The organism is Caballeronia pedi (assembly GCF_001544915.2).
In the GTDB taxonomy this organism is placed as follows: Bacteria; Pseudomonadota; Gammaproteobacteria; order Burkholderiales; family Burkholderiaceae; genus Caballeronia; species Caballeronia pedi.
The window spans coordinates 126,776-152,674 of the sequence record NZ_FCOE02000003.1 but is presented as its reverse complement, the minus strand read 5'-3'; the positions used below and the strand labels follow the sequence as shown (position 1 = coordinate 152,674).

Genomic DNA, 25,899 nt, shown 5'->3' with positions numbered 1-25,899 from the left:
CTGGCAAACGAAAAGTTTTCGTGGACGGTTGAGCCCAGTTCAACCGCGACGTGCGCGGTCTGCGCTTTCGACAAACCCGGCCGCCTGTTCGATCAGCCAGTTGCGGAACGCGACGAGATCCGCTCGCGCGCTCGCTTGCGGCGTCTCGCAGAGCCAGTACGCGGTCTGCGTCTCGACGCTCGTCGGTGACGCGGCGACGAGCGTGCCCGCCGCCAGTTCGCGATCGACGAGCGGACGCCGGCCGATCGCGACACCGAGCCCGGCCGCGGCGGCATCGAAGGCGAGTTGCACGGTATCGAAGCGCAGGCCGCCGTGGAGATCGAGAGCATCGAGAGCATCGAGAGCATCGAGACCCGCGCCGTCGATCCATGCCTGCCAGTCCTGGCTGGCCGTATCGACATGAATGAGCGCTGCGCGCGTGAGATCGACGCCGCCGTCAGCGTTGGTCAGCCCCGCGCGATAGTCCGGGTTGCAGACCGGCACGAGCCGCTCGCCGAACAGACGCTGCCACGATGCGCCGTTCACCGGTCCGCGGCTCAGGCGCAGGCCGAAATCGAAGCCATCGACGGGAAAGCCTGCCTGACGGCGCGAGGTGTCCACACTGACGTCGATGTTGGGCCAGCGCGCGCGGAAATCGGCGAGGCGTGGGACGAGCCAGCGCGCGGCGAGCGTCGGCGCGCAGGTGATGGAGATCGAGCGGCGCTTGCGCTTGTCCGGCAGCGTCTGCGTGCCGATGGCGATGAGCGAGAACGCCTCGGCGATATACGGCAGATAGTGTTCGCCGGCGGGGCTCAGCGACAGCCCGCGCGGTTCGCGCACGAACAGCTCGACGCCGAGCATCTCTTCCAGCGCGCTGATGCCGTGGCTCACCGCGCCCGGCGTCACATTGAGTTCGGCTGCGGCGAGCTTGAAGCTGCGGTGGCGCGCGGCGGCTTCGAAAAGACGGAGCGCGTTGAGAGGCGGAAGGCGCTGGGGCATGTTGGCGTGCGCGGATTGGCGGCGTAGGTGCGGCTAGTTTGCCATCAGCGGGCCGGCTGCCGCCATGCTTTCCATCCGTCCCAAATACGCCGGGCGATGAGCCGGAACGGAGGATTGACGAACAGCACCGCCGCGCCCAGCGCGATGCCGCCGCAGACCAGAAACGTGCCGCGATAACCGAGCGCGGCCACGAGGGCGCCGGACAACACCCCGGAAAGAATCGAGCCGACGCGCGACGCGTTGAAGAACAGGGCCGTGGCCGAGCCGGGGCTGCGCGGCATGAGGTCCTGCATGTACGTCATGCCGAGGCACGAGATCACCGAGACGACGAAAGCGTTGAAGGCCTGCATCGGAATCAGGAAACCGACGTTCGACGCCGCCGCGACCGCGACGAAATAGATCGTGTGCACGACCGCGCCCGACGCGAGCCAGCGCTGCTTGTTCAGATGCGAGCCGCGCGCGCCGAGCGCCAGCATCATCGGAATTTCGAGGAGCGCGCCGAGCCCGAGCATGACGGACACGTCGATGCGCGAGCCGTGCATGCCGTGCACGACGTACAGCGGCAGAACGATCATGGTCGCGCTCGCGGCGAGCCCGATCAATGTCATCGCGATGGTGGCGCGCGTGATCTCCGCGCGCGTGTGCGGCGCGCCGGCGTGCGGCGGCACGAGTTCTTCGGTGTCGGGCGCGGTCACTTCGAGCGGTGATGTCGGATCGCCGGCGTAGTGCGCGGGCGCGCTGTGCGGGTCGCCCCTGGGGGACTCGTGCATGCGCCAGACGATGCCGCCGCACGCGACGAAACAGGCCGCCGCGAACAGAAACAGTCCGTAGAAGCCGGCGGCGGCCAGGACCAGCGCGCCGACGGAAGGCCCGAATACCCACGCCATCGAGAGGACGGTTCTGAGCGTCGCGAGGGCGAGGGCGCGTTCGGCTTCGTCATCGACGGGTAGCGCGGCGCGCGCGAAGGAAAACACGAGCGACATGGCGGAGCCGCCCGCGCCCAGAAACACGACGCCGATTGCGACCAGCGCGGCATAGTCGCGCACGAGGCAAAGCAGCAGGAATCCGAGCGACGACGCAACGAGCGCCGCGAGCAGGAGTCCGCGATGATGACCGTGTTTGTCGGACCACTTGCCGGCGAAGGCACTCGCGACCACGCCGCTCGCGGCGATCAACGTCATGAAGACGCCGAGGCGCAATGGGCTCATGTCGGCCTGTTCGACGCTGAACAGCGACAGATACGGCGCGGTGAAGGACATCGCGATGCCGAGCATCAGTGTCGCAGCGGACAGCGGCAGAAAGAAGGGAATCCGGGTGAGACTGAGCAGGCGCGTGTTCATTGGGGCGTGGGGGCGGCTCGGGGGCGAGTCGGGATGAGCGGGGCGGGCTCGGTTGCAAACATCACGCGATTGTAGCGGCGCGCGCCAGCGTCCTCGGGAGGAGCCGCATCAAAACCCGCTCTGACGAATCAGCGCGCCGAGCACATGCGTGCCGCCTTCGACCAGCAGACTTCGGCGCGCACCGTCGATCTGCAACTGCCCGCGCGTTTCCCACATATTGACGGGCGGCGCATCGAGCCCGACGAGCACATGGAACAGCGCCGGGTTGGGAACCAGCGCACCACGCTCCGACGACACCGCAAGCGGCCCCTTGTAGCGCGATGCGAGCATCGGGTGATCGAGCTGCCGCACGCGCGTGGTGTCGATGGCGAGCACGCGCCCGGCGATCGGCGCAACCTGTCCGACCGGATAGAAGCGCGCCCCGTCGCCGACGGCGATGCGCTGAACCTCGTCCTGTCTGACGAACGCGTCGACCTGCCAGCTGCGCGGATCGATCAGCACGCCCACCGGCACCTTCGGATTGATCCATTGCCCGGCGCGCCATTGCGGATCGACGTCGGTCCAGAGGCCCGCGAACGGCGCGCGCAGGCTCAGGCGGGCGATCTCCGAATGCGCCGCGACGGCTTCCTCGACCTGCACGCGCAGGCGCTCGCGCACCGAGGTCTGCTGATCGAGGCCATTTGCGTCGGCGATGAGACCCGCGAGCCGTCCTTCGTAGCCGCGAATGCCGGCTTCGCTGCGGCGCATTCGTCCGGCGATGTCGGGCTCGTCCATCTCCATCAGCGTGGCGTCAGGATGGACCGGGCCAGCGGGCCGAATCGTCTGGATGCGCGCGGGAAACGGCACGAACACGCGCAGCACGCGCTCCGCGCGCGCGACGCCGTCCGCATGGATTTGCGTACGCCAGGGCACCGCGAGCAAGCCGAGCGCGCCGGCGACCAGCACACCGAAGACGATCCGCCGCCCACGCGCCACGCGCCGCCGATTCGCCCACCAAAACCCAAGCTCGCGCCACACCGGCAGCACGATGAACCAGCTCACTTCGACCGCGAACAGCATGATGCCGAGCAGCTTGAAGAAGAACAGATACACCGTAACCGCAATGCCGAGAAACAGCACGAACCGATAAAGCCAGGTCACGAACTCGAACGCGACCAGCAGACGCCGTTGCATGACGCCGAACGGTTCGGGCCACGGATCGTCGAGACCGAGAATCGCGCGTCGCAGACTCACGCGCGCGAGCGCGGACGCCCGCACGTGCAGGTTCGGAAAGTCCAGCAGATCCGACAGGATGAAGTACCCGTCGAAGCGCATGAACGGGCTCGCGTTGAGCGCGAGCGAGAGCACCCAACTGGTCGTCGCGAGATAGAGGAACGCGTTGCGCAGCGGGCCCGGATCGCTCAGCGCCCAGCACAGCGTCGAGAGGCCCGCGAGCGACAGTTCGCACAGAATGCCCGCCGACGCGATCGCGAGCCGTTGCCGGGCGCGCTTCAACTTCCAGCTTTCGCCGGTGTCGGTGTAGAGCATCGGCCAGAGCACGACGAAGGCGATGCCCATATGCGCGACCTTCAGCCCGAGGCGCGTGGCGACGATCGCATGCGCCAGCTCGTGCAGCGTCTTGGCGACGATGAGCGCCAGCGCGAAACTCAGCATGCCTTCGACGGAGAAGGACTCGACCACCGCCTTCGTGAACACGTCCCATTGCTGAAGCACGAGCACGATCCCGACGACGCTCGCGATCACGACGATGATCGGCGTAGCCGGCGTGAAGAGCCAGTCGAGGCGCTTCGCGAGCCACGCGAGAAAGCGCTGCGGGCGCACCAGCGGAATGCGGAAGAACAGATAGTGATGCAGCCACCAGCGCCACGTGAACCATTGCGCGCGCTGGGCGCATCGCAGACGGGCGAGCGTGTCGGGTGTCGGCTTCAGCAGTCCGTGCCGTTCGAGAAATGCGCGGAACGCGATCACCTGTTCGATCACCGGCTTGAGCGCGGTCTCCTGCTCGATCTCGCTGCAGATCTGCGCGGGCGGCCTGTCCCAGCGCAGCAGACATTCGAACTCCAGCCAGCCGATGCGATAGAACCGGTTGACGACGATGTCCTGAATCACCCACGCAGGCTCGCCATTCCTTCCAGGCGATGCTTCCGAGAGGCGCAGGTCTTCGCGCAGGGAGGGCGAGGGCGCGTCGGGATCGATGTTCATCACAGTCCCGACCACGCGCGCAGCGCGGCGAGCGGCCGGCGCAGCAGGTAGTACGCGAGGCTCACCGGCCGGCCGTACAGCTTCGCGGTGCCGTGCAGGCCGAGCCGCGCATGCTCGCGCTCGTTTGCGTCGTCATCGACGCTCGCGAGCAGCCGGTACGCGACGATGTCATCCTCGGTCGCCTTCGCTTCGTAACTCGTCTCGACGATGCGGCCGTGCAATGGCGCGAGCGGCCATGCGGTCAGATAGAGCGTGACCTCGTCGCCGGGATCGAGCGCGATCGCGTCCGCGACGGCCAGATGGATGAGGATCGCGGGCTTGCCCGGATCGGCGAGTTGCAGGATGCGCTCGCCGGTGATGACGGGCTTGCCGATCCAGTCGTTCGGATCGCTGAACACGGCCACGCCGTTTTCCGGCGCGAAGACCCGCGTGCGCTGCAACTGTGCCGTCACCGCGGCGAGTTCCGCGCGGCGCTGTTCCGCGACGCCGTTCAGCACGGTCAGCTCGTTCTTGCTCTGCGCGTTATCGAAGGCGCGCTGGCTGGCGGCGGTCAGCTCGGCATCCGCGACGGCGACCTGCCTTTGCAGCACGTCGACACGGCTTTTCAGCGACGTTTCGTCGAGCGAGAAGAGCAGCGCGCCCGCATCCACGCGCTGATTGGGCCGCACGGCGAGCGAGGCGATGACCCCGTCGATCGGCGAGCTGATGATGCGCGCGCTGCCCGAGACGATTTCGGCGGGCGCGAGCACGGTCTGGCGCACCGGAACGAACAGCAGCAGCGCGGCGGCCGCGCACGCGACGAGCACCTGCCGGCGCGACGGCCGCCAGCCGAAGCGCAGGCTGCGCCGCGTGAGCGACCACCAGCAGTAACCCCAGGTCTTGACCGTGCCGCGCAACACGGCGGCGAAGGCTTCGGCCGGCGGATCGTCGAGCAGCACGAAAAGCAGCGCGAGCCGCTTGCCGTTCGGCGCATGCACCGGCACGCACCAGACGCCCGTCGGCCACCATTCGGCCCAGCCATCGGCGATATCGGGCGGAGGATCGACGGCGTCGCGCGCGAACCATTGCGGCTCGTCGCTCGCGAGCTGCGCCGCGATCCACGCGCTCGCGCGTCCGAGCCAGACGAGATAGGGCGAATCCTCGGCGGGCGAGGCGAGACCGGACGCGCACACGAGTTCGCAATGCCTGCCGCGATCGGCGAACACGAGCGCCTGCCGAAACGGCTGCACCGCGTGCAGATCGTTGGCCATCGTGAACGCGAGCGCATCGACGGATTCGGCCGCCATCGCGCGTTCGCGCAGCGCGTCCAGATAGAGCAGCAGCGGCGCGGGAGGGAAAGGTTCGTTCATCGCGGCTCGATCATGGACTCGCCGGAATCCGCGCGACGCCGCTCATGCCCGCGACGAGATCCGGCGGCGCGCCGTCGAGCTGCGCTTCGAGTTCGACCGTCTGCGCGACCGCGTCGACCCGCGCGTTGACCGCGCTCACGTGCGCCGGATAGGTCTTGCCGGTCTCGTGAATCGTGATGTCGAGGCGGCTGCCCGAGCGCAATTTGACGAGCAGCGCGGAGGGCACGTTCAGCCGCACCTTGAGGGCGCCGTCGCTGACCAGATCGACGATCGGCGTGCCCGCGCTGACGGTCTGATACGGTTTGACGTACACCTTCGCGATACGTCCGCTGAACGGCGCGGTCACCTGGCAATAGCCGAGCTGCGCTTTCGCGAGCGAGAGCGCGCCCTTGGCCTTTTCGACATCGGTGGACGCCATCGCCACCTCGATGTCGCCCGCGGCCTTCAGGTCGCGCAAGCTGCGCTTGGCGGCGAGATTCTGCGTGGCCATGTTGAGTTCCGCCTTCGCGACGCTCGCGCGCGCCTGCACTTCGGCGCAGTTCATCTGCGCGATCACGGCGTTCTTCGCGATCGGCTTGCCGAGCGACGCGTGCAGATCGGTGACGGTGCCGTTCATCTCGCTCGACAGCGTGGTTTCGAGACTGGGCGCGAGCAGCACGCGGATCGCGTTGGGATCGTCGAGACCATCGCCGGCGGGCTTCGCGGCCTGCGCAAGCGGCAGGACGAACAGCAGAAGCGCGGCCGCGCGCCGAAAGCGTTCAGCGCACGGATACGGCATCGCTCGCTCCGGCAGGATGGGCGACGAGCGGTTGCTCCATCGAAGGCGCGGGCGGCGACATCTGCCCGAACGGCGCGAGCGGCGCGGCCGAATCGGGAGCGGGAAGCCTCGGCAGATACTCCTCCTGCCGCGTCATCGTGCGCTTGATTTCGAGTGCGAGCGTATCGACATCGTCTTTCGCGATGGCGTCGGGCATGACGTCATAGCCGAGCGAGTTGTAGAGCCGTCCCCACGCCGACTGGCAGTCGGAATACGCCGCCTCGCGCAGATAGCGCGACAGCAGATAACGCCCTTCGGCGCGGATCACTTCCAGCTCGGACCCGATCGACGACGTGCGGGCGGCGTTGGCGTAATCGAGGAGATCGTGATCGACCCGCAGGCTGTCGTCGGCGAAGCTCAGTTCCTGCAACGCGAGCTGATAGCGCAGCGAGCCGATACGCACTTGCGTGAGAATCGCCATCGAAAGCGCCATGCGCCGCAGATTGTCGGTCTGCTCCTGCGAGACGGCCTGCTCGTTGAGCGCCGGCAGTTGCAGCAGCCGGAACAGGTTCAGCGACACGCGCACGCCCACCGCCGCCCAATAGTTGTTGTAGAGATAGGTGTTGGAGTCGTAGTTCACATTCATGTCGATGCCGATGTTCGGCCACAACTGCGCCTTGGCGATCCTGATGTCGTTCTCGTTGACCCGCTTGCGATACCACTCCTCCATGATCTCCGGGCGGTTCTGCAAGGCGATCAGTTCGAGCGTCGGCTGCGGCGTGGCCAAGGGCGGCAGCGGCAGCGCGCCGTCGTTGGTATCGGCGAGCACGAGCGGCGTGCCGGGCGGCAGCGACATCAGCGCGACCAGCTCGGCCTGCGCGAATTCCAGATCCTGGCGGCGCACGGTCAAGAGCGAAATGGCGTCGAGCAGCGCGCGCTGATACGCCAGCACGTCCTGCCGTGGCATGAGTCCCTTGTCCTGCGCCTCGTGTGCATTGCGCAGCGCGGCCTGGGTGCGCGTGATCAACTGATCGACCTGGGGTTTCAGGCGCTGCGCGGACAGCGCGCGCCAGTAGGCGTTGCGCACGTCCTGAAGCACGTTCTGCGCGACCTTGCGGCGGCGCTCCTCGGCCATCAGCATCTGGTCGGAGCGTTGCTGCGTGCGGTAATACGCCATGCCGAAGTCGATCAGGTTCCACGTCATGCCGAGCGACACCAGTTCGTGATAACGCTGCTCCGAGGTGGACGGCCGCAAGCTCACCTGACGATCCTCGATGCCGATCGACGTGCCGCCCGAGTCGTTGCTGCGATACGAATAGCCCGCCGATGCCACCAGTTGCGGCAAGAGCGCATTGGTCGAGACATCGCGCAGATTCGCGGCGAGCGCGCTTTCCATCAGCTTGAGCCGGTAGTCGAGGTTGTACTTCAGCGCGCGCGCGGCGGCCTGATAGAACGTGATGGGGCCTTTGACCGGCTCCTGCGCGTCGTACATGGCGAGCTGGTCGGTGACGACGCGGTCGCGGATCTGGTCGGTCGTCGCAGGTTGCGGCTGGAGGGACGAGCAGCCCGCGAGCAGGGACAGCGCGAAGGCCACCGCAGCGCCCGACAGATACGGCTGATGTCTTGGCATGGCGCGAATCCTCGTTCGAGAGCTAGCGGCTGGCCGCGCCGCCGCGCATCGCGGGCAGCTTGCGCGCGGCTTCATGCAATTGCGACGCGAAGCCTTGCGCGGTCTTTACCGGCTCCCTTTCGACGGGCGGATGCATGCCGTCCGTCAAATGGTTCGCGAGCGCGGCGAACACCGAAGGGTCGGCGAGCAGACCGTCCGCATCGAGGCTCACGCGTCCGTGACGGCCGAATATCGACGCCTGATCGAAGGTGCTCGCGAGTTGACTGTCGCGTACTGTCCGGCCGACGAATTCGCCAGGCTGAAGCTCGGGCATCGTGCGGGACGCCAATGATGTGTCGGGTTCGAGCGGCCAGCCGATCTGGCTGCCGTCCGCCTCGCGAGCGCGCTCGGTCGCGCGCACGGCATCCGCCTCGACGACGGGCGTCACGAGCACGACAGGCACGATGTTCTGCTCCGTCTGCACGTTGCCCGTCGTCGCGAGCGCCTGGTTCCAGTAAGGGCCCGCGCCCGCTGGCGGAATATAGGGCGACGAGATGTCGAGATGGATCACCAGCGCGGCTTGCGCGGTCGCGCCCGCGGTGTCGCTCACGGTGTAGGTGAACGTGTCCGCCAGCACCTGACCGAGCCCGGCCGCCGCCAGCACTTGCGGGTTCGTCAGGTCGATCGCGTAGGTGTACGTGCCGTCCGCGTTCAGCGTGAGCGTGCCGTAGCGGCCCGCCAGCGCATGTCCCGGCGCGGCGGTCGCGCCGGTTTCCGACTGCGCGCCGGCGACGTCGAGATGATCGTTCGCATCGACATCGCCGTCATTCGGGAGCACGTTGCCGCGTGCCTGCGGCGCGGGCGTCTGATCGCTCGCGACGTTGCTGTCGTCGTGCGGGGCGGGTGTGTCGTCGGCGCCGTGGATCGTGAGCGTGAGCGTGGCCTGCGAGGTCGCGCCGGCCGTGTCGCGCATGCGGTACGCAAAGGTTTCGGTGAGCGTGTCGCCGCTCGTGCGCAGCGCCTGCACGGCCGCATTGCCGTTATCCACGACGTAGTCATAGCCGCCGTTCGCATTCACGACGAGCGTGCCGTAGTGCCCCGCGAGCGCGTGTCCCGCTTCGGCGCTGCCGCCCGCGTCGTTCGCGATGCCCGCGACCTGCTTCGACTCGCCATTGGCCGCACTGTCGACGTCGGTATCGTTGGCGAGGACGTTGCCGGTGGCGTCGCGTCCCGGCGTGCCGTTGTTCACGCCGCCGGCTTCGATCGCGGTGCTGCTGTCGTCGCGCGCAACGGGCGCGTCGTTGCGGCCTTCGATGGTGACGCGCAATTGCGCCGTGCCCTGCGCGCCGAGAAAATCCTCGCTCGTATAAGTGAACACGTCCTGCAGCGTCTGGCCGCTCGTGCGCAGCGCCTGCACCGCAGCCGATGCATTCTCGACGGCATAGCGCTAGGTGCCGTCGGCGTTCATCGTCAGCGTGCCGTATGCGCCTCGCAGCGGCGTGCCGACCGCGCCGCTTTCGCCCTGCACGGCGCTCACATGGATGGCGTCGCCGTCGGGGTCCGAGTCGTTGGTGAGCACGTTGCCCGATGGATCGACGCCGGGCGTCGCGTTGTTCACGCCGCCCGCCTCGACGGCGCTTGCGGCGTCGTCGCGGACGACGGGCGCATCGTTGCGGCCGCGCACGACGATCGTGAGCTGCCCGAGGTCCGTGAGGTTGCCGCGATCGCGCACCTGATACGTGAAGACGTCATTGACGGTTTGCAGCGGACCCAGCGCGATGACCGTCGGATTGGTCGTATCCACGCGATAGACATAGGTTCCGTTCGCGCCGATGAAGAGCGTGCCGAACTGCCCTTGCAGAATCGTCGCGTCGACGCTGCTGCTGCTGCCCGGCACGAGCGCCGACAACGGCCCGCCCAGACCCACACTGCCGGAACGGGCCGCGTTGCCGATGAGCGCGTCGGTCTGGTCGACGTCGGTGTCGTTGGTGAGCACGTTGCCGACTGCGTCGAAGGCTCTGCCATTGCCGTTGTTCGCCGCTGCAATGGCGAAGTCGTTGCGGGCGACGGGCGCATCGAAGGCGCCGCGAATCTGCACGGAGATTTGCGCCGTGTCACTCGCGCCTGCTGCGTCGTGCATGCGGTAGGTGAAGGTCTCCTGCACGCTCTGCCCGACGATCAGGCGTTGCACGGCAGGCAGGCTGTTGTCGACGACGTAGGTGTAGCTGCCGTCCGGGTTGATCGTGAACGTGCCGTAAGTGCCCGCCACAGAGGTCGCGCCCGCGACGGCGGCGAAGCTGCCCGGCGAGGCTTCGGCGCCGGCTCGCACGCCATCGACGGCTTTGGTGTCGCCGGCATCGACGTCCGTGTCGTTGACGAGCACGTTGCCCGATGGATCGACGCCCGGCGTCTGGTTGAGCGTGCCGCCGGCTTCCATCGCGCTCGCCACGTCGTTTTGCGCGACCGGGTTGTCATTCTTGCCAGAAATGACGATGTCCAGCTCGGCCTGCGCCGCCGCGCCATGCGAGTCCGCAACTGTGTAGGTGAAGCGCTCGGTCAGAATGTCGGTCGCGAGCCGCAACGCCTGCACGTTCGGGTTGGCGTTGTCGACGACGTATTGCCACGCGCCATTCGCGCCGAGCGTCAGGCTGCCGTATGTGCCGCGCAGCGGCTGGCCCAGCGTGCCCGCCGTGCCCGCGCCCGACGACGCGCCCGTGCGGATCGCCGTCACCGTAAGCGGGTCGCGTTCGGGATCGCTGTCGTTGGCGAGCACGTTGCCCGACGGATCGACGCCCGGCGTGCCGTTGTTCACGCCGCCTGCCTCCACCGCGCGGCCCGTGTCGGTCTGAGGCGTCGGCGCATCGTTGACGCCGCGCACGGTAATGACGAGTTGCGCCTGATCGGTGAGGCCGCTCGTATCGACGATGCGGTACGTGAAGGTTTCGGTGAGCGTCGCGCCGGCTGCGAGCGCGCGCACCGCCGCGTTGTTGCTGTTCACCGTGTAGTCGTACGCGCCATTCGCGCCGATGCGGATCGTGCCGTACAGGCCCGCGATGCTCGTGCCGTTCGCGGCGTTCGTGCCCACGGCGACCGCCGTGAGGCTACCGCCCGCCGCTTCGGCGCCCGTTCGGACGCCGTTCACCACGAGAAGCGTGTTCGGATTGTCGGTATGGTCGACGTCCGTGTCGATGCCGTTGCCGCCAGGTTGCGTCGTCGCGCCGGGGCGGCTCGCCTGCGTGATGACGTTGCCGGTGGCGTCGACGGGATTCACGCCGGTGGTGGCCGAACCGGCGCTCGCCGCGCCCGCGTCGTTGCTCGCGACGGGATTGTCGTTCGCGCCGTGGACTTCGATCCGCAACTGGGCGAGATCGGAGAGCCCGCCCGCGTCCGCCAGCGCGTAGGTGAAGGTATCGACGAGCGGGGCATCGGCGGGTACGAGCGCCTGCACCTGCGCATTGTTGTTGTCGATGACATAGCGATACGAGCCGTCCGCGCCGATGATCAGCGTGCCGAACGCGCCCGCGATGCTCGTGCCGTTGCCGCTCGTCGTGCCCGCCGCGACCGTCGCGAGCGGCGCGTCGACCGCGCTTTCGGGCCGGTTCGTGATGCCCGTCACGCGATGCGTCTCGCCGTTCGCCGCGCTGTCGACGTCGGTGTCGTTGGTGAGCACGTTGCCGATCGCATTGCTGCCGGGCGTGCCGTTCGCGACGCCCCCCGCTTCGGTAGCCGTTCCGTTGTCGTCGACGCCGATCGGCGTGTCGTTCGCGCCGTGGATCGTCACGGTGAGCGTCGTGCTGGCGCTCGCGTTCGCGCTGTCGTCGATCACGTAGGTGAAGCGTTCGGTCAGCGTCTGGCCGGAGAGCCGCAGCGCCTGCACGGCGGCATTGGCATTGTCGACGACGTACTGATAGCCGCCGTTCGCGCCGAGGCTCAGCGTGCCATACAGCCCGGCGATGACGCCGCGCCCCACGTTCGGCAGGAAGATGCTCGCGCCGCTCTGGTTGGCCAACTGCACGACGCGCAACGCGTCGCCGTTGGTAGCGATATCGACGTCCGTATCGTTGTTGAGCACGTTGCCGGTTGGATCGACGCCCGGCTGCGCGTTGGCGTTGCCGCCGGCTTCGGTCGCGCTCGCCGCATCGGGGACGGCTACCGGCGTGTCGTTGACCGCCGTGATCGTGATCGGCAGCGTGCTGATGGCGATGCGCGCATCGGCCGCTTCGCCCGGGATGCCGTTGCCGTTGAAGTCGCCGAAGTTGCCGCGGTCGTTGGTGCTGACCGTGAGCGTATCCGGGCCGTTGAAGTTCGCGTTGCCGAGATATTGCAGGTTCGCGAGCGCGCTGTTCAGCGAAGCGAGCGTGCCCGTCAGCGTAAGCATCGCGGTGTGATCGCCCGATTCGGCGACGCCGGCGGGCAGGGCGCTCAGGAAAAGCGTGCCGTGCAGCACGTTGAGCGCGACCTGAAGCGTGCCGCTGCCCGCGTCCGCATCGCTCACGGTGATGCCCGCGAGACCGAGCGTCGTGTCTTCGAGACCGGTCGGCGATGCGGGCAGCGTGTTGACGGGCGCATCGTTCTGCTCGACGTAGCCGGCATTGGCGCTCGCCGTGCCGCCATCCGCGAGCGTGAAGCCGATGGTGCCGAGCGGCGTGGCCGCGTCGCTGTCGATGCGCACGGCGAGCGCGCCGACCGGCTGCGGATACGTGATCGTGCCCGTAGGCGCCTGGATGCGGTAGACGCCGAGCGGCAGCACGCCGAATGCGTAGTGTCCGTTCGCGTCGGTGGTGGCGGTGTAGGCGAGATTGTCGGCGGTGGTGGCGAGATTGCCATCGACGCCCGCCCAGGTCAGCGTGACGCTCTGACCGGCGAGCCCGGGGCCGTCGGGCGTGGCGGATGCCGTCGCGGACGCCGTGTCGTCCCACAGCGTGCCGCTCACCACGCCGAGTCCCGCCGCGCTCGTGCGAACGTAGGTGTTGGGGCTCGTGCCCGCGCCGGTGCGCTCGCCGTCCGCCGTGCCCGCGACGCCGATGCCCGAACCGCCCCAGTTCGTGAAGCTGTCGGGCAGGCTGGTCCAGGTGAGCGTCGCGTTGGTCGGTGCGATGGGCGCGCCGTTGGGCACATCGGCGGAGTAGAACACCTGCACCTGGCTGTTCACCGCGAGTTCGGCGAAGGTGAGGCGAAGGCCGTTGCTCGTGTCCACCGCCGCGCCGATGCCCGCGAGCTGCGCTGCGGTGTACGTCGTGCCGTTGATGACGAGATGGTCGAACGTATAGCCGGTCGCGCCCGTGAAGCTGTCGGTGAGTACGACGTCGTAGGCCGGTGACGTGCCGCTCTGCGTGAAGCGCACATCGACCTGAGCCGTGCCGCTGTTCGCGCCGACGCCCGGATCGAAGCCGTAGACCTGCTTCTGCACGCCGGTGAAATTCGGCTCGACGATATCCTCGCGCACCGAATCCGCGGTCGACAGCAGGTTGGTGCCAGAGCGGTCGACGGCGCTCATCGTGAGCGCCGCGCCCGCGACATTGGATGCCTGATTCGCCACGCGCGTGTTGAATTCGAGCGAGATGCCTTCGAGGTCGGCGTCGTTGTCCGGGTTGACGATATTGCCGAGCCGGAACGTGATCGTCTCGTTGCCGTTCGCGTCCGTGGCGACGCTGATGTTCGCCGCGTTGAGCACGCCCGTGGGCGCGGCGCCCGACAGGTCCGGCGTGATCGGCAGCGCCTCGGGGCTCGTTTCGTTGCCGGTTTCGTTGAGCGCGCCGCCGGTGATGAGACTGGTGAGGTCCGTCGTGATGCCATTGTTCGAGATGAAGACGATGCGCGCCGTGCCGTCGTTGATGAACCGCAGGCCGTTCTGCAGCGTGATCTGCAACGAGTAGTCGTTGGTGGCGCCCTCGGCGAGCAGCGAGACCACGCGGTATCGAATCACTTCACCCACGGTGACGCTTTCGTCCGCTGCGTCCGTGGGCGAGGGCGCAGGCGTGTCCGCGACACCGCCCACGCGCGAAATCGTCACCACCTGCGCGACCGGCACCGTCAGGGTCGCGCTCGTGCGGTAATCGTTGAGCGCGCCGCTGTTGAGCAGGCCGTCCGCGCCGGTGCGCTCGCCAGCGGGATCGGCGCTGGCCGAAGTGGTTCCGTCGAGGCTCGTCCACCGGGCCGTCGCGGTGTTGTCGAACGACGGCACGCTCGCCGCCGACGCGAGCACCGTTCCGGACACGCGGATCGTCACGCTGCCGCCTTTCGCGATATCGACGTTCGCGCCCGCCGCCGTGCGCAACTGGCCGCTCGCCAGTTCGAAATCCGGGCCGCCGTGATTGGTCGCGCCGTTCTGATACGTGACGCCGACGATCGCCAGATTGCCGAGCTGCACGGGCAGCGTATCGAGAAAGCTCACGTCGAACGCGTTGAAATCGGTTGCGGCCGCGCCGTTGCTGATCGTGATGTCGTACTCGACCGTGTCGCCCTGATCGACACCGAAGCGCGGCAGCGCGGGCGTCGTCTGCGTCACTTGCAGCGTCGGCTCGCGGATCACGACGGCCGGCGCAGCGCCGCTCTGCGCGACGGTGCGATCGAGCGCGGCCGCGCCGTTGGGCGTGTCGCCGTCCGGATCGCTGTAGACCAGCCGGCCGGGGTCGGCGAGCGTCACGCCCGCCTGATTGCCGGTCGTGTTGCTCGCCACCAGATGCACGCGGATCACGAAGGAATCGTTCGCGCCGTTGTTGTCGGCGGTGGCGGCGGAGGTCGCGAAAGTCCAGCGCGCGCCCGCGCCGTCCGCACCCAGTTGGCCCGACAAGGCCGCGAGGCTCGCCACGCTCACGCTGCCGTTGAAGTCCGCCGCGAGCGCGGCGCTGCCCGCGGCGGTCGTGATGATCTGATAGCCGAGCCCGCCGTTGAAGCTCGTGTCCAGACGCAGGCCGGCGGGAATCAGGTCGTCGACGCGCAGATTGCGCGTGCCGCCTTCGGGCAGCGTCACCACGATGTCGTAAGTCATGCTCTCGCCGATCACGAGGTCGCTGCCGGTCGTGTGGCTAGCGCTCGAATCGGCGTCGTCGAGGGTGCCCCCGCCGTACTGCACGCTGACGGTGGGGGCGGCGATCTGCTCGTTGGCCGTGTCGGTGAGATCGGTCGGCGTGAAGTCCGTGCCGCCCTCGACGCTCGCGTAATGCGTGAGCGCGGCGCTCGTCCGCAGCGTGCTGCCAGCGGCGATGCCATTGACGACCGTCGCATCGTAAGTGATGACGACGACGTTCGAGCCCGCCTGATCCGCCGCCGTGCCGGCGCGTCCGGCAGTCAGCGTCGCGACGCCGCCTGCGTCGAGAAAGGTGATCGTGTTGCCGCTCACGCTGTAGTCCACGCCGGCCGTCAGTCGCGTGCCGTCGCCGCGATAGATGGCGAGATCGGCCGCCGCGAGACTGCCGCCGACGAACTGAAGCCCGCTGGGCAGGGTGACGGTGGTCGCGGCGTCGAACGCGCCGCCGCCGCCCGTGTTCTTGATCGCGGTGGCGAGACGCACGGTATCGCCGCCGTCGATGCCGCTGACGTTGCCGTCGACGGCGGCAACGTTCGTGACCGACCCCGCGAAGGGCACGCCGGTACTGCCCGGCGCATTCCAGGTTCCGCTCGTGCCGGACACGGTGCCGTCGCTGCTCGACACGACGCCCTGCCGGATGTCGAGCACCGGTTCGGCCACGGAGGCGACTGCGGCGACATCGGACGATACGAGCGGCGTGTGCGCGATCGTCGTGACCTGATTCGACTGCGCGAGCACGTCGAACGAGCGCTGATCGGCGTAAGGCTGATCGCCCACGCGCATCGTGAAGAGAATCTGGATGGTGCTGCCGCCCGTGGCGTTCGTCGCGAAGCTGCCGAAGTCGAACACGAGCGAGTTGCCGCTGCCTTCGGTCACGCTGACGAGGCCGCCCGCGTTCGTATTGGCCGCGCCGAAGCTCCACTGGCCGACGCCGCTGCCCTGCGTCCAGTTGATGCCGGTCGCGCTCAGGAGCGGCAGCGGCAGATAGGCCGCGATCGAGAACCGCTCGTAGTCGCCGGTGACGAGGTCGTAGCGCAGGCTGAAGCTGACGACGTCGCCCGGATTCAGCTCGCCGCTTGCGGGCGGCGTCGTCCCGTTGACCGTGACGAGCGCGATGTCGACTTGATGCGTGGGCACCGTGCTCGTCGTCGACGAGTCATCGCTCAGCGAGCCGCCCGTCAGGTTGAGCCGGTCGAGCAGCAGCGTCGCGGCGACGGTCGCGTGATTGCCGAAAGAATCGCCCTCGTTGATGTCGCTCTGTGTGTAGTTGCTCGCGTAGCGCTGGCCGACCACCGCGAGATAGTCGATGCGAGCAGTCGTCGCGCCCTGCCTGATGCCATCGGAGATGATGTCGCCCGCCAGCGCGCCGGGCCGCAACGCGCCCGCCGCCGCGATCGACGCGCCGATGTCGAAGGCGAGCGTGGTCGTGCCGTTTGCGTTGACGGTGCGCGTCGAGACGAGCGCGATGGTGTGCGTGACGCCGTCCTGCGTGTAGGTGAACGTCGGTGTGCCGGTGAGCGTCTGGCCATCGCCGAGCTGGTCCGTCACGATGAACTGTCCCGCGCCGAGCTGCGTCTTGCCGAGCGCGAAGTAATCGGACAGCGCGACATCGAGGGCATAGGCGAGCGTATCGCCGGGCGTGACGCCCGCCGTGCCGGTGTCGGTTTGCTCGCTGACCTGCTTCTCCAGCGTCGCGGCCTTGGCGACGAAGGTCGTGCCGGTGCCATCGGCGGTGTCGGTGAAGGCGATGCTCGTATCCGGCGGCGTGAGATCGCGCGGATCGAGCGGGACCCACTGGCCGCTTCCCGATGCCGTGCCGAACGCGATGCTCACCGGCGCGCCCGTGGTCGGATTGATCACGCTGGCGCCGGACGCATTCGTCTGCGGCACGTAGAAGCTGACCACGGTATCGACCGAACCGCTGAGACTCGCGTATTCCACCGAGTACGAACGGATGAACACGGTGTCGCTGTTGATCGCCGCGTCGATGAGTGTTGCGTTGGTCAACACCGACCCGTCCTCCAGGGTGAGCGACGTGATCGTGCCGCCCGCGCCCGGCGTGATCGCGGTGATTTGAACGTTTGCGGGGACGTCCTGATTGATGACAACATCGGTGAGCGTCTGTCCGGTGGCGGCGGTCGCGGTGACGGTCTCCGTGCGCACGAAGTTGGGTCCGGTGGCCGTCTCGCCTTCGGGCGTGTTGACGGTCTGCGTCAGCGAGACGACGGTCGGATGCACGGTGAAGTCCCGCAGCGCGGCCTCGATGATCGTCGGGTCCGCCGTGGGATTGTCGAGCGAGTCGTTGCCGAACTGGAATCCGCCGCGCGCGCCGATCGTCAGGTCGGGGCTGCTGTTGGAGAACGCCGTGTCGGCAAGATTGCTCAACTGCGCGTTGACTTGCACCGTGATCGCGGGTTGCCCCTGCGCGACGCTCGCGAACGGCAGTTCGAGCACGACGAGCGCATCGCCGGGGCGCAGGCCGTACGTGGCGGCGTTGACCACGAGCGCGTTGCCGCTCGCGTCCTTCGCAAGCGGATGCACCGCGCGGCCGTTGGCATCGAACGTGATGGTGAAGGCCGTGACCGCCTGGCCGAGATAGCTCGCGGAGACGAACGTGACGCCATCGTTGCCGTCGCGGCCCGTGGAGGGCATCAGGAGATCGACATAAGGGCCGTATCCGACCTGCGTCGACGTGTTCGTGAAAGAGACACCGAAGGAGAACTGATTGCCGAGCAGGACGTCCTGCGTGGCGGTCCCGAGCGTGACCGTCGGACTTGCGTCGGCGAGCAGGTGGTCGTAGTGCGCGAGCGCGTAGGCGGAGAGCGCGATCGGTTTGTCGAGCGTGCCGCTCGTCACTTCGAGTGTCCAGTCGCCGCCGAGCGCGGCGCTGCCGGTTGCATCGTCGGATGCGCCGACGGTTGCGCCCGTCGTGCTTGCGAGGGTCTGCACGAGTGCCTTGCCCGCATCGCCCGCGCCGATGTCGCATCCGTACAGCTCGATGTCCGCGTCGCGGTTCAGATGGCTGCGCCATGTGCCGAGGGCATCGGCCAGCTGTGCGAGCGTCGTGCTCGTGAAGGTCTGATTGCCGAGGGTGAACTGGCCCGTCGCGCCGTGCGAGAAGATTTGCACCGAATCCGCGTGGCCCATGCCGGCCAGGGCAGCCGAGATCGCACCGACGGCGTCCTGTCCGGGTTGCACCACGAGAACCTGCGTTCCGGCCGGCGCTTGCGCGAGCAGTTCGCTGCCGTTTTCGACGCGGCTGTCGAACACCACCAGGTTACGGGGCGTGACGGGCGTTGCGGCAGGTGGCGCCGCAACGGGTGCGGGCGGCGCGGTCGTGCTCGGGCGCACCTCCGGCGCGGCGGCGGGCTCGCCTGTGGCCGCAGCGTGTGCGGGGTCCGCGTGATGCTGATGATCGGCCGCAGCGGCCGCGGCGCCGTCGAACAAAATGCGCTGTTCGAGCGCCAGGGCCTCGCTGCGCGGCCGCAAGTGCAGTGCAGTGCTCGGGAAATGCAACAGATCGGCCATTTTCGCCTCGCAATGCTGACGAAATTAAAACCGGCAACCCGGATCTTTATGCCTCGGTTGTCAGAGGCATGGCGAATATTTCGATATTCGAAACGAAACAGTTCCGTATTTCTGCTTCACGCGAAATGGATCTCGTTCTTTCGAATAAATTTGTATACGTAAATATATTAAGGTTGGCCCCGAACGCAACCACGCGGTTGAAGATTATTTCCCTTATCGCGATGCCGCACTGCGCGAGGCATTATTCGCGAGCCGTCGCGATCATCCAAGCGCCGATGGCGAGCATTGAGTATTTTCTCCTCGCGGCGGTACGAGTTTGTGTTATCGCTATATGGATCAGAAATCTACCGATCAGCGGCCGGGATCGCAGGCAATCAGGGTAGGCGCGGGGCGGGCCGCAGTTGGCGTTGTCGGGTATCGGCATGCTCTATACGTTCGACCAGAGCAACGCCGGCGCGCCTGGTCGACGCCGTGTCCAGTATTTCGAAATGGCCGGGGCGCGTGCAATCTACAAGGACGGATGGCTTGCCGCGACGCGATGGACGTGGGCGAAGATACCGGCACGGCAGTTTTTGCGGATTACACGGACCAGATGCCGTTTGCATTTACCGGAAAACTCGACAAGGTGACGATTGAACTCGCGCCGATTCCGGGCAACATGAAAGCCGACGCTGCACATGCCAGACAGGACGCGGAGCCGGCGATCAGACTGACGAACTAGGGTGCATGACAACTTCATTTACGGGCACTCGGCGTTGTTATCGTCGGCATGGGATCGTTGATGAACGTTCCGGCCGCATGGCGCATGTGCAGCAACACGTAGAAAAGGCGGCACCATCGAGTGCCGCCCGTTCATAAGAGCGCCGAGCGCCGTCAAAAAACTTACCGCACCTTGCCCGCCTTCCACGCCGACAGCAGTTGCTCATACTTCACTGTTTCGCCCTTCGGCTTTTCGTTGGCGAGCGCCTTCCACGGCGCGTGCTGGTCCGACAGCCACTTGGACGGATCGCTTTGCGCATTCAGCTCCGGCGCGCAAACCTTCATGCCGGCCCGCTGCAAACGGGACAACACCTGGTCCATTTCCTTCGCGAGGTTATCCATTGCAGCCTGCGGAGTCTTTTCGCCGGCGACGGCGGTGCCGACGTTCTTCCACCAGAGTTGCGCCATCTTTGGATAGTCGGGCACGTTGTTGCCGGTCGGCGTCCACGCGACGCGCGCCGGGCTGCGATAGAACTCGATCAAGCCGCCGTACTTGTCCGCGTTTTTCGTGAAGTAGTCGCTATGAATGTCGGAGTCGCGAATGAACGTGAGACCGACAATCGACTTCTTGAGCGACACGCTCTTCGACGTCACGAACTGCGCGTACAGCCACGCGGCGGCGCGCTGATTCGGCGGCGTCGACTTGAAGAACGTCCACGAGCCGACGTCCTGATAGCCGTTTTGCATGCCGTCCTTCCAGTAAGCGCCGTGCGGGGAGGGCGCCATGCGCCACTTCGGCGTGCCGTCCGCATTCGTGACGTTGCCCGGCTTGAGCATCGACGCCGTGAACGCGGTGTACCAGAACACCTGTTGCGCGATCCGGCCTTGCGCGGGCACAGGGCCCGCTTCGCTGAAGGTCATGCCCGACGCTTCTGGCGGCGCGTATTTCTTGAGCCAGTTGATGTATTTGGTCGTCGCGTAGACTGCTGCCGGGCTGTTGGTGCCACCGCCACGCGACACCGACGCGCCTACCGCATGACAGCCGTCAGGCGTCACGCGAATGCCCCATTCGTCGACGGGCATGCCGTTCGGAATGCCCTTGTCGGCTGCGCCCGCCATGGAAAGCCATGCGTCCGTGAAACGCCAGCCGAGCGACGGGTCTTTCTTGCCGTAATCCATATGACCGTAAACTTTCTCTCCATCGATGTTTTTCACGTCGTTCGTAAAGAACTCGGCGATGTCTTCATACGCGGACCAGTTGACCGGCACGCCGAGATCGTAGCCATATTTCGCCTTGAACTTGTCCTGCAAGTCCTTGCGGGCGAACCAGTCCGCGCGGAACCAGTAAAGGTTCGCGAACTGCTGGTCGGGAAGCTGATAAAGCTTTTTGTCCGGCGCGGTCGTAAAACTCGTGCCGATAAAGTCCTTGAGGTCAAGACCGGGGTTCGTATATTCCTTGCCTTCGCCCACCATGTAATCGGATAGCGGAACGATCACGCCATAGCGATAGTGCGTGCCGATCAGGTCCGAGTCCGAGATCCAGCCGTCGTAAATGCTTTGCCCGGATTGCATCGAGGTCTGCAATTTCTCGACGACGTCCCCTTCCTGAATGATGTCGTGCTTCACCTGAATGCCGGTGATTTCACTAAACGCGTTGGCAAGTGTTTTGGATTCGTAGGTATGCGTGTCGATCGTTTCCGACACGACATGAATTTCCTTGACGCCTTGCGATTTGAGTTTCGCCGCGGTGTCGATGAACCATTTCATCTCGTCCATCTGTTGCTGTTTCGAAAGCGTGCTTGGTTGAAACTCGCTATCCACCCATTTCTGCGCCTCAGGCGTGCCCGCGAGAGCCTGGTTCGCGAAGGCACCCGACACGATGCTTGCCACTGCCAGCGCGACGATCCGTCTCCTCTGATGCATGGTCTTCTCCTGTGTCTTCCGTGCCCCTTCGATTTTGTCGGCGCCCGCTGGGGGCATCAGCGGAACCGGCAGTTGTCAGTCTTCATCGCATGCGCCGGCTTTCTAGCCCTTCCACATGATCGCGAGCAACACCAGCACCGAGGCTGCGAAGCCCGGCCAGGTACTCGAGCCCTCGGCGCTGATTGCGAGCCACGCGAGATTCACATACGCGGCAGTCAGCAAGCCGATGAACAGGCGATCACCGCGAGTCGTCGCGATAGGCAGAAAGCCCTTGCGTTCATGAGTCGGCGAGCGCAGTTCCCATACCGTCATGCCGCCCAGCATGACGACGATGCAGCCGAAGAAGATCGCCACCTCGGGCGTCCAGTACATCCACGTGAACATCACACTCTCCCCATCGCGAAACCCTTCGCGATGTAGTTGCGCACGAAGTAGATCACCAGCGCGCCGGGAACGATGGTCAGCACGCCCGCCGCCGACAGCACGCCCCAGTCCATGCCGGCCGCCGACACGGTGCGCGTCATCACGGCTGCGATAGGTTTCGCGTTGACCGAAGTCAGCGTGCGCGCGAGCAGCAGTTCGACCCAGCTGAACATGAAGCAGAAAAAAGCCGTGACGCCGACGCCCGACTTGATGAGCGGCAGGAAGATTTTCACGAAGAAAGCGGGAAACGTGTAACCGTCTATGTAGGCGGTTTCGTCGATTTCGCGCGAGACGCCCGACATGAAGCCTTCGAGAATCCACACGGCAAGGGGCACGTTAAACAGCATGTGCGCAAGTGCGACGGCAATGTATGTGTCGGTCAGACCGACGCTCGAATAGAGCTGGAAAAACGGCAGCAAAAATACGGCGGGCGGCGTCATGCGGTTGGTGAGCAGCCAGAAGAACATGTGCTTGTCGCCGAGAAATCGATAGCGTGAGAACGCGTAAGCGGCAGGCAGTGCGACCAGCACCGACATCACCGTGTTCATCAGCACGTAGATGATCGAATTGATGTAGCCCCAGTACCACGAAGGATCGGTGAAGATCACCTTGTAGTTTTCGAACGTCACGTGCTGCGGCAGCGTGGCGAACGTCGACATGGTTTCCTCGTTTGTGCGCAGGGAGATCGAGAACATCCAGTAAAGCGGAATCAGCGCGAACAACATATAGACGACGAGCATTAACGTCCGCATCCAGCGGCGCTTATCCTGCATGGTCGTCTCCTTGGGCGGCGAGGCCACCTTTGCCCACGCGGCTCATCCAGTTATAGAGAATGAAGCACAGCAGCAGAATGATCAGGAAATAGATCAGCGAGAAAGCCGCGGCCGGGCCAAGATCGAACTGGCCGACTGCTTTTTGTGTCAGATACTGACTGAGGAAGGTTGTGGAATCGCCGGGACCGCCGCCTGTCAGCACGAACGGCTCGGTATAGATCATGAAGCTGTCCATGAAGCGCAGCAGCACGGCGATCATCAGCACGCCGCGCATCTTCGGCAATTCGATGTAGCGGAATACCGCAAAGCGGCTTGCGCCGTCTATTTCCGCGGCCTGATAGAAGGCGTCCGGAATCGCGCGCAAGCCCGCATAGCACAACAGCGCGACGAGCGGGGTCCAGTGCCAGATGTCCATCACCAGCACGGTGAGCCATGCGGCTGTGGGACTCGCCGTGTAGTTGTAGTCGAAGCCAAGACTATTGAGCCAGTAACCGAGCAGTCCGATATCCGGGCGCCCGAAGATCTGCCAGATCGTGCCCACCACGTTCCATGGAATCAGCAACGGCATGGCAAGCACGATGAGCGTGGCAGATGCGCGCCATCCCGAAGCCGGCATCGAAAGTGCGAGGCCCACGCCCAATGGAATTTCAAACAGCAGAACGCACGTGGAGAAAAGGACCTGTCTGCCGAGCGCTTCGCGCAAATCCGGATCGGTCATGATGTTGCGAAACCACTCCGTACCGACGAACACATGCTGCGTCGGGCCGATGATGTCCTGCACCGAATAGTTGACGACCGTCATCAGCGGCAGGATCGCGGAGAACGCAACGCAGATGAACACCGGAAGGACCAGCAACCACGCTTTCTGATTGACGGGCTTGTTCATCGCGCGGCCCCTTCAGCGATGCGTGTTTCGATTCTTTCGTCGTTGCAGAAGAACACGGTTTCAGGCGCAATGAGATGCAGCCAGGCAGGTCCGTCGACAACCCGCACATGCGGCTCGAGCCTCGCATTGAACACATTGCCGTCGCATTGCGCGGTGACCAGTTGATAGTTGCCGAGCTGCTGCGCGCGCAGCACCCGCGCGTTGACCGCGCCGGCTCCTCCTTCCTGCGAAAGGCGGACGAACTCCGGGCGAATCCCCAGTTTAAGCGCGCCGTTTGCCTGCTGATGCGCGCCACGTAGCGTCGCAAGCGTGCCGGGGTCGAGCGGCAAGCGCTGCGAGCCGATTTTTGCGCCGTCGGCGTCGAGCTCGACCGGACAGAGATTCATGCCCGGACTGCCGATGAAGTAGCCAACAAAAGCGTGATCCGGCCGCAGAAAAAGCGCATCGGCTCCGCCCTTCTGAACGACGCGGCCATTTGTCATGACCACGACTTCATCGGCGAAAGTCAGCGCTTCTACCTGATCGTGCGTCACATAGATAAGCGTGAGCTTGAGTTGCTGGTGGATCTTCTTCAACTGCCGGCGCAGCATCCACTTCATCGCGGGGTCGATCACAGTCAACGGTTCGTCGAAGAGAATCGCCGCGACGTCCTTGCGCACGAGGCCGCGCCCAAGCGAGATTTTCTGCTTGGCGTCGGCGGCCAGATTGCTCGCCTTAAGCGGCAGGTCGCGCGTCATATCGAGGATATCCGCGACTTCGTGCACGCGCTTCGTGACCTCGGCGGCTGACATCTTGCGATTGCGCAGCGGAAACGCGAGGTTATCGAACACGGTCATCGTGTCGTAGACCACGGGGAACTGGAACACCTGCGCGATGTTGCGCTGGCGTGCGCCGAGCGCCGTTACGTCGCGTCCGTCGAACAGCACCTTGCCCTCCGACGGCTTGACCAGCCCCGACACGATATTCAGCAGCGTGGTCTTGCCGCAACCCGACGGCCCGAGCAACGCATAAGCGCCGCCGGCATCCCAGACCATGCTCATGGGTTGAAGCGCGTAGTCGTCGAGCGTCGCGGGGTTCGGTCCGTACGCGTGCGCGAGATTCTGGAACTCAATGCACGCCATAAGCCGCCTCCGGGCTGGACACCAGTTGGGTGTCCGCGCCGAACACAAACAGTTCGTCAGGGTCGATGAAAACGTCGAGCTGCGTGCCGAGCTGGATCGGATGCACGCCCTGCAACTGCGCGACCAGGTCGACCGCGCCGGTCAGCGTGCGCAAGTGCAGATACGTTTCCGAGCCGCTCAATTCAGCGAGTTCGAGCCGGCACGGAACGGCGATCGCATGAGAGGCTTTCGCCTGAAGACGCAGGTGCCCCGGCCGGATGCCGATGCGGCATGCGCCGTTCGCAGCGGGGCCGTGCTGGACTGGAACCTCCACGCCGATCGGCAGACGCGCGCGGCCGTTGCCGCAGTCGCTCGTCAGCATGTTCATCGGCGGGTCGTTGAAAACGGCGGCGGCCGCGACGTTGACCGGTGCGTTATAGACATCGAGAGTGGGACCGAACTGCAGAACCCGGCCTTTATCGACGATTGCCGTATAGCCGCCCAGCAGTAACGCTTCGAGAGGTTCGGTGGTCGCGTAGACGACGGTCGTCTTGCCGTCAGCGAAAAGCGTAGCCAGTTCCATGCGCAATTCCTCGCGCAGTTTGTAATCGAGATTTACGAGCGGCTCGTCGAGCAGCACCAGCGACGTGCGCTTCACGAGTGCACGCGCGAGCGCGCAGCGCTGCTGCTGGCCGCCCGACAGTTCGCCTGGCCGCCGCTCCAGCAAATGGTCGATATGCAGTTTGGCTGCGACTTCCTGCACGCGTCGGCGGATTTCGGCAGGGTCGGTTTTTTGCAGGCGCAAAGGCGAGGCGATGTTCTCGGAAACCGTCATCGCCGGGTAGTTGATGAACTGCTGGTAGACCATCGCGAGATTGCGCTGGCGCACGCTGACGCCTGTCACGTCCTGGCCGTCGACGAGTACTCGGCCGTCGTTCGGCCTGTCCAGACCCGCCATCACGCGCATCAGCGTAGTTTTGCCGGCCTGAGTGGGTCCGAGAAGCACATTGATGGCGCCCGGGACGAGGCGCAAATCCACGCCGTACAGATACGGTTGCCCGCCAGAAACGACACTGACCTGCTCCAGTTCCAGGACCAAATAGCTCTCCTTTGCGGCGTGCGCGACGCCAGCCGCAGAAGCCGGCGCTTTAAGGTGGCGTCAATTGGATTGCACTTCGATTACATGCAGCAGCCAAAATGTCCCTTTTGTTGGTTTGCGTTTAAATCGGGGTAAACCTTACGACAGGAAGAAATAGAGAACATCCTCGGCGGGTTGGGGGAGATCGACATGCGATAGGGGTT

14 protein-coding genes and 1 pseudogene are annotated in these 25,899 nt (G+C 65.8%); 1 reads left to right on the top strand and 14 read right to left on the bottom strand.

What is annotated here, in order from left to right; all coding sequences use genetic code 11:
* Positions 1 to 39: 39 nt before the first annotated feature.
* The 8 genes and pseudogenes from AWB80_RS05660 to AWB80_RS05630 all read right to left on the bottom strand — a co-directional run bounded on the left by AWB80_RS05660 (position 40) and on the right by AWB80_RS05630 (position 18,793).
* Complete coding sequence (locus tag AWB80_RS05660) at positions 40 to 978, bottom strand: LysR substrate-binding domain-containing protein (protein ID WP_061173680.1); 939 nt, start codon at positions 976 to 978, stop codon at positions 40 to 42.
* Positions 979 to 1,022: 44 nt separating this feature from the next.
* Positions 1,023 to 2,318 (bottom strand): sugar efflux transporter, encoded by a 1,296-nt coding sequence (locus tag AWB80_RS05655; protein WP_061173679.1) that lies wholly within the window; start codon positions 2,316 to 2,318, stop codon positions 1,023 to 1,025.
* 108 nt (positions 2,319 to 2,426) lie between these two features.
* A complete protein-coding gene (locus AWB80_RS05650; protein ID WP_061173678.1) occupies positions 2,427 to 4,520 on the bottom strand; it encodes a site-2 protease family protein in 2,094 nt (697 codons plus the stop codon).
* Complete coding sequence (locus AWB80_RS05645; RefSeq protein ID WP_061173677.1) at positions 4,520 to 5,869, bottom strand: efflux RND transporter periplasmic adaptor subunit; 1,350 nt, start codon at positions 5,867 to 5,869, stop codon at positions 4,520 to 4,522. Before AWB80_RS05645 ends, AWB80_RS05650 begins: the two co-directional genes overlap by 1 nt.
* Positions 5,870 to 5,879: 10 nt before the next feature.
* Complete coding sequence (locus tag AWB80_RS05640; RefSeq protein ID WP_061173676.1) at positions 5,880 to 6,647, bottom strand: efflux RND transporter periplasmic adaptor subunit; 768 nt, start codon at positions 6,645 to 6,647, stop codon at positions 5,880 to 5,882.
* Positions 6,628 to 8,256 (bottom strand): TolC family protein, encoded by a 1,629-nt coding sequence (locus AWB80_RS05635; protein ID WP_244206410.1) that lies wholly within the window; start codon positions 8,254 to 8,256, stop codon positions 6,628 to 6,630. Before AWB80_RS05635 ends, AWB80_RS05640 begins: the two co-directional genes overlap by 20 nt.
* 22 nt (positions 8,257 to 8,278) lie before the next feature.
* A pseudogene (locus tag AWB80_RS44590) lies at positions 8,279 to 9,667 on the bottom strand (VCBS domain-containing protein); the annotation flags it as partial.
* Positions 9,668 to 9,682: 15 nt separating this feature from the next.
* Positions 9,683 to 18,793, bottom strand: a complete 9,111-nt coding sequence (locus AWB80_RS05630; protein ID WP_208635607.1) for a VCBS domain-containing protein — start codon at positions 18,791 to 18,793, stop codon at positions 9,683 to 9,685.
* 544 nt (positions 18,794 to 19,337) lie between these two features.
* On the opposite strand from AWB80_RS05630, the gene AWB80_RS43860 reads away from it, so the two are divergent.
* A complete protein-coding gene (locus tag AWB80_RS43860) occupies positions 19,338 to 19,514 on the top strand; it encodes a hypothetical protein (protein WP_160147409.1) in 177 nt (58 codons plus the stop codon).
* A gap of 161 nt (positions 19,515 to 19,675) precedes the next feature.
* Here the strand turns inward: AWB80_RS43860 and AWB80_RS05615 are convergent, their stop codons facing one another.
* The 6 genes from AWB80_RS05615 to AWB80_RS05590 all read right to left on the bottom strand — a co-directional run bounded on the left by AWB80_RS05615 (position 19,676) and on the right by AWB80_RS05590 (position 25,696).
* Entirely contained in the window at positions 19,676 to 21,415 is a 1,740-nt protein-coding gene (locus tag AWB80_RS05615; RefSeq protein ID WP_061173673.1) for an ABC transporter substrate-binding protein, read from the bottom strand.
* Positions 21,416 to 21,517: 102 nt separating this feature from the next.
* Positions 21,518 to 21,799, bottom strand: coding sequence for a DUF2160 domain-containing protein (locus AWB80_RS05610; RefSeq protein WP_061173672.1), 282 nt, complete (start codon positions 21,797 to 21,799; stop codon positions 21,518 to 21,520).
* Positions 21,799 to 22,611 carry a carbohydrate ABC transporter permease gene (locus AWB80_RS05605; RefSeq protein WP_061173924.1) on the bottom strand — a complete coding sequence of 271 codons (813 nt, stop codon included), beginning with the start codon at positions 22,609 to 22,611 and terminating at the stop codon, positions 21,799 to 21,801. Before AWB80_RS05605 ends, AWB80_RS05610 begins: the two co-directional genes overlap by 1 nt.
* Complete coding sequence (locus tag AWB80_RS05600; RefSeq protein WP_061173671.1) at positions 22,601 to 23,497, bottom strand: carbohydrate ABC transporter permease; 897 nt, start codon at positions 23,495 to 23,497, stop codon at positions 22,601 to 22,603. The genes AWB80_RS05605 and AWB80_RS05600 overlap by 11 nt, the downstream gene beginning before the upstream one ends.
* Positions 23,494 to 24,618 carry an ABC transporter ATP-binding protein gene (locus tag AWB80_RS05595; RefSeq protein WP_061173670.1) on the bottom strand — a complete coding sequence of 375 codons (1,125 nt, stop codon included), beginning with the start codon at positions 24,616 to 24,618 and terminating at the stop codon, positions 23,494 to 23,496. The genes AWB80_RS05600 and AWB80_RS05595 overlap by 4 nt, the downstream gene beginning before the upstream one ends.
* A complete protein-coding gene (locus AWB80_RS05590; RefSeq protein ID WP_061173669.1) occupies positions 24,605 to 25,696 on the bottom strand; it encodes an ABC transporter ATP-binding protein in 1,092 nt (363 codons plus the stop codon). The genes AWB80_RS05595 and AWB80_RS05590 overlap by 14 nt, the downstream gene beginning before the upstream one ends.
* Positions 25,697 to 25,899 lie beyond the last annotated feature (203 nt).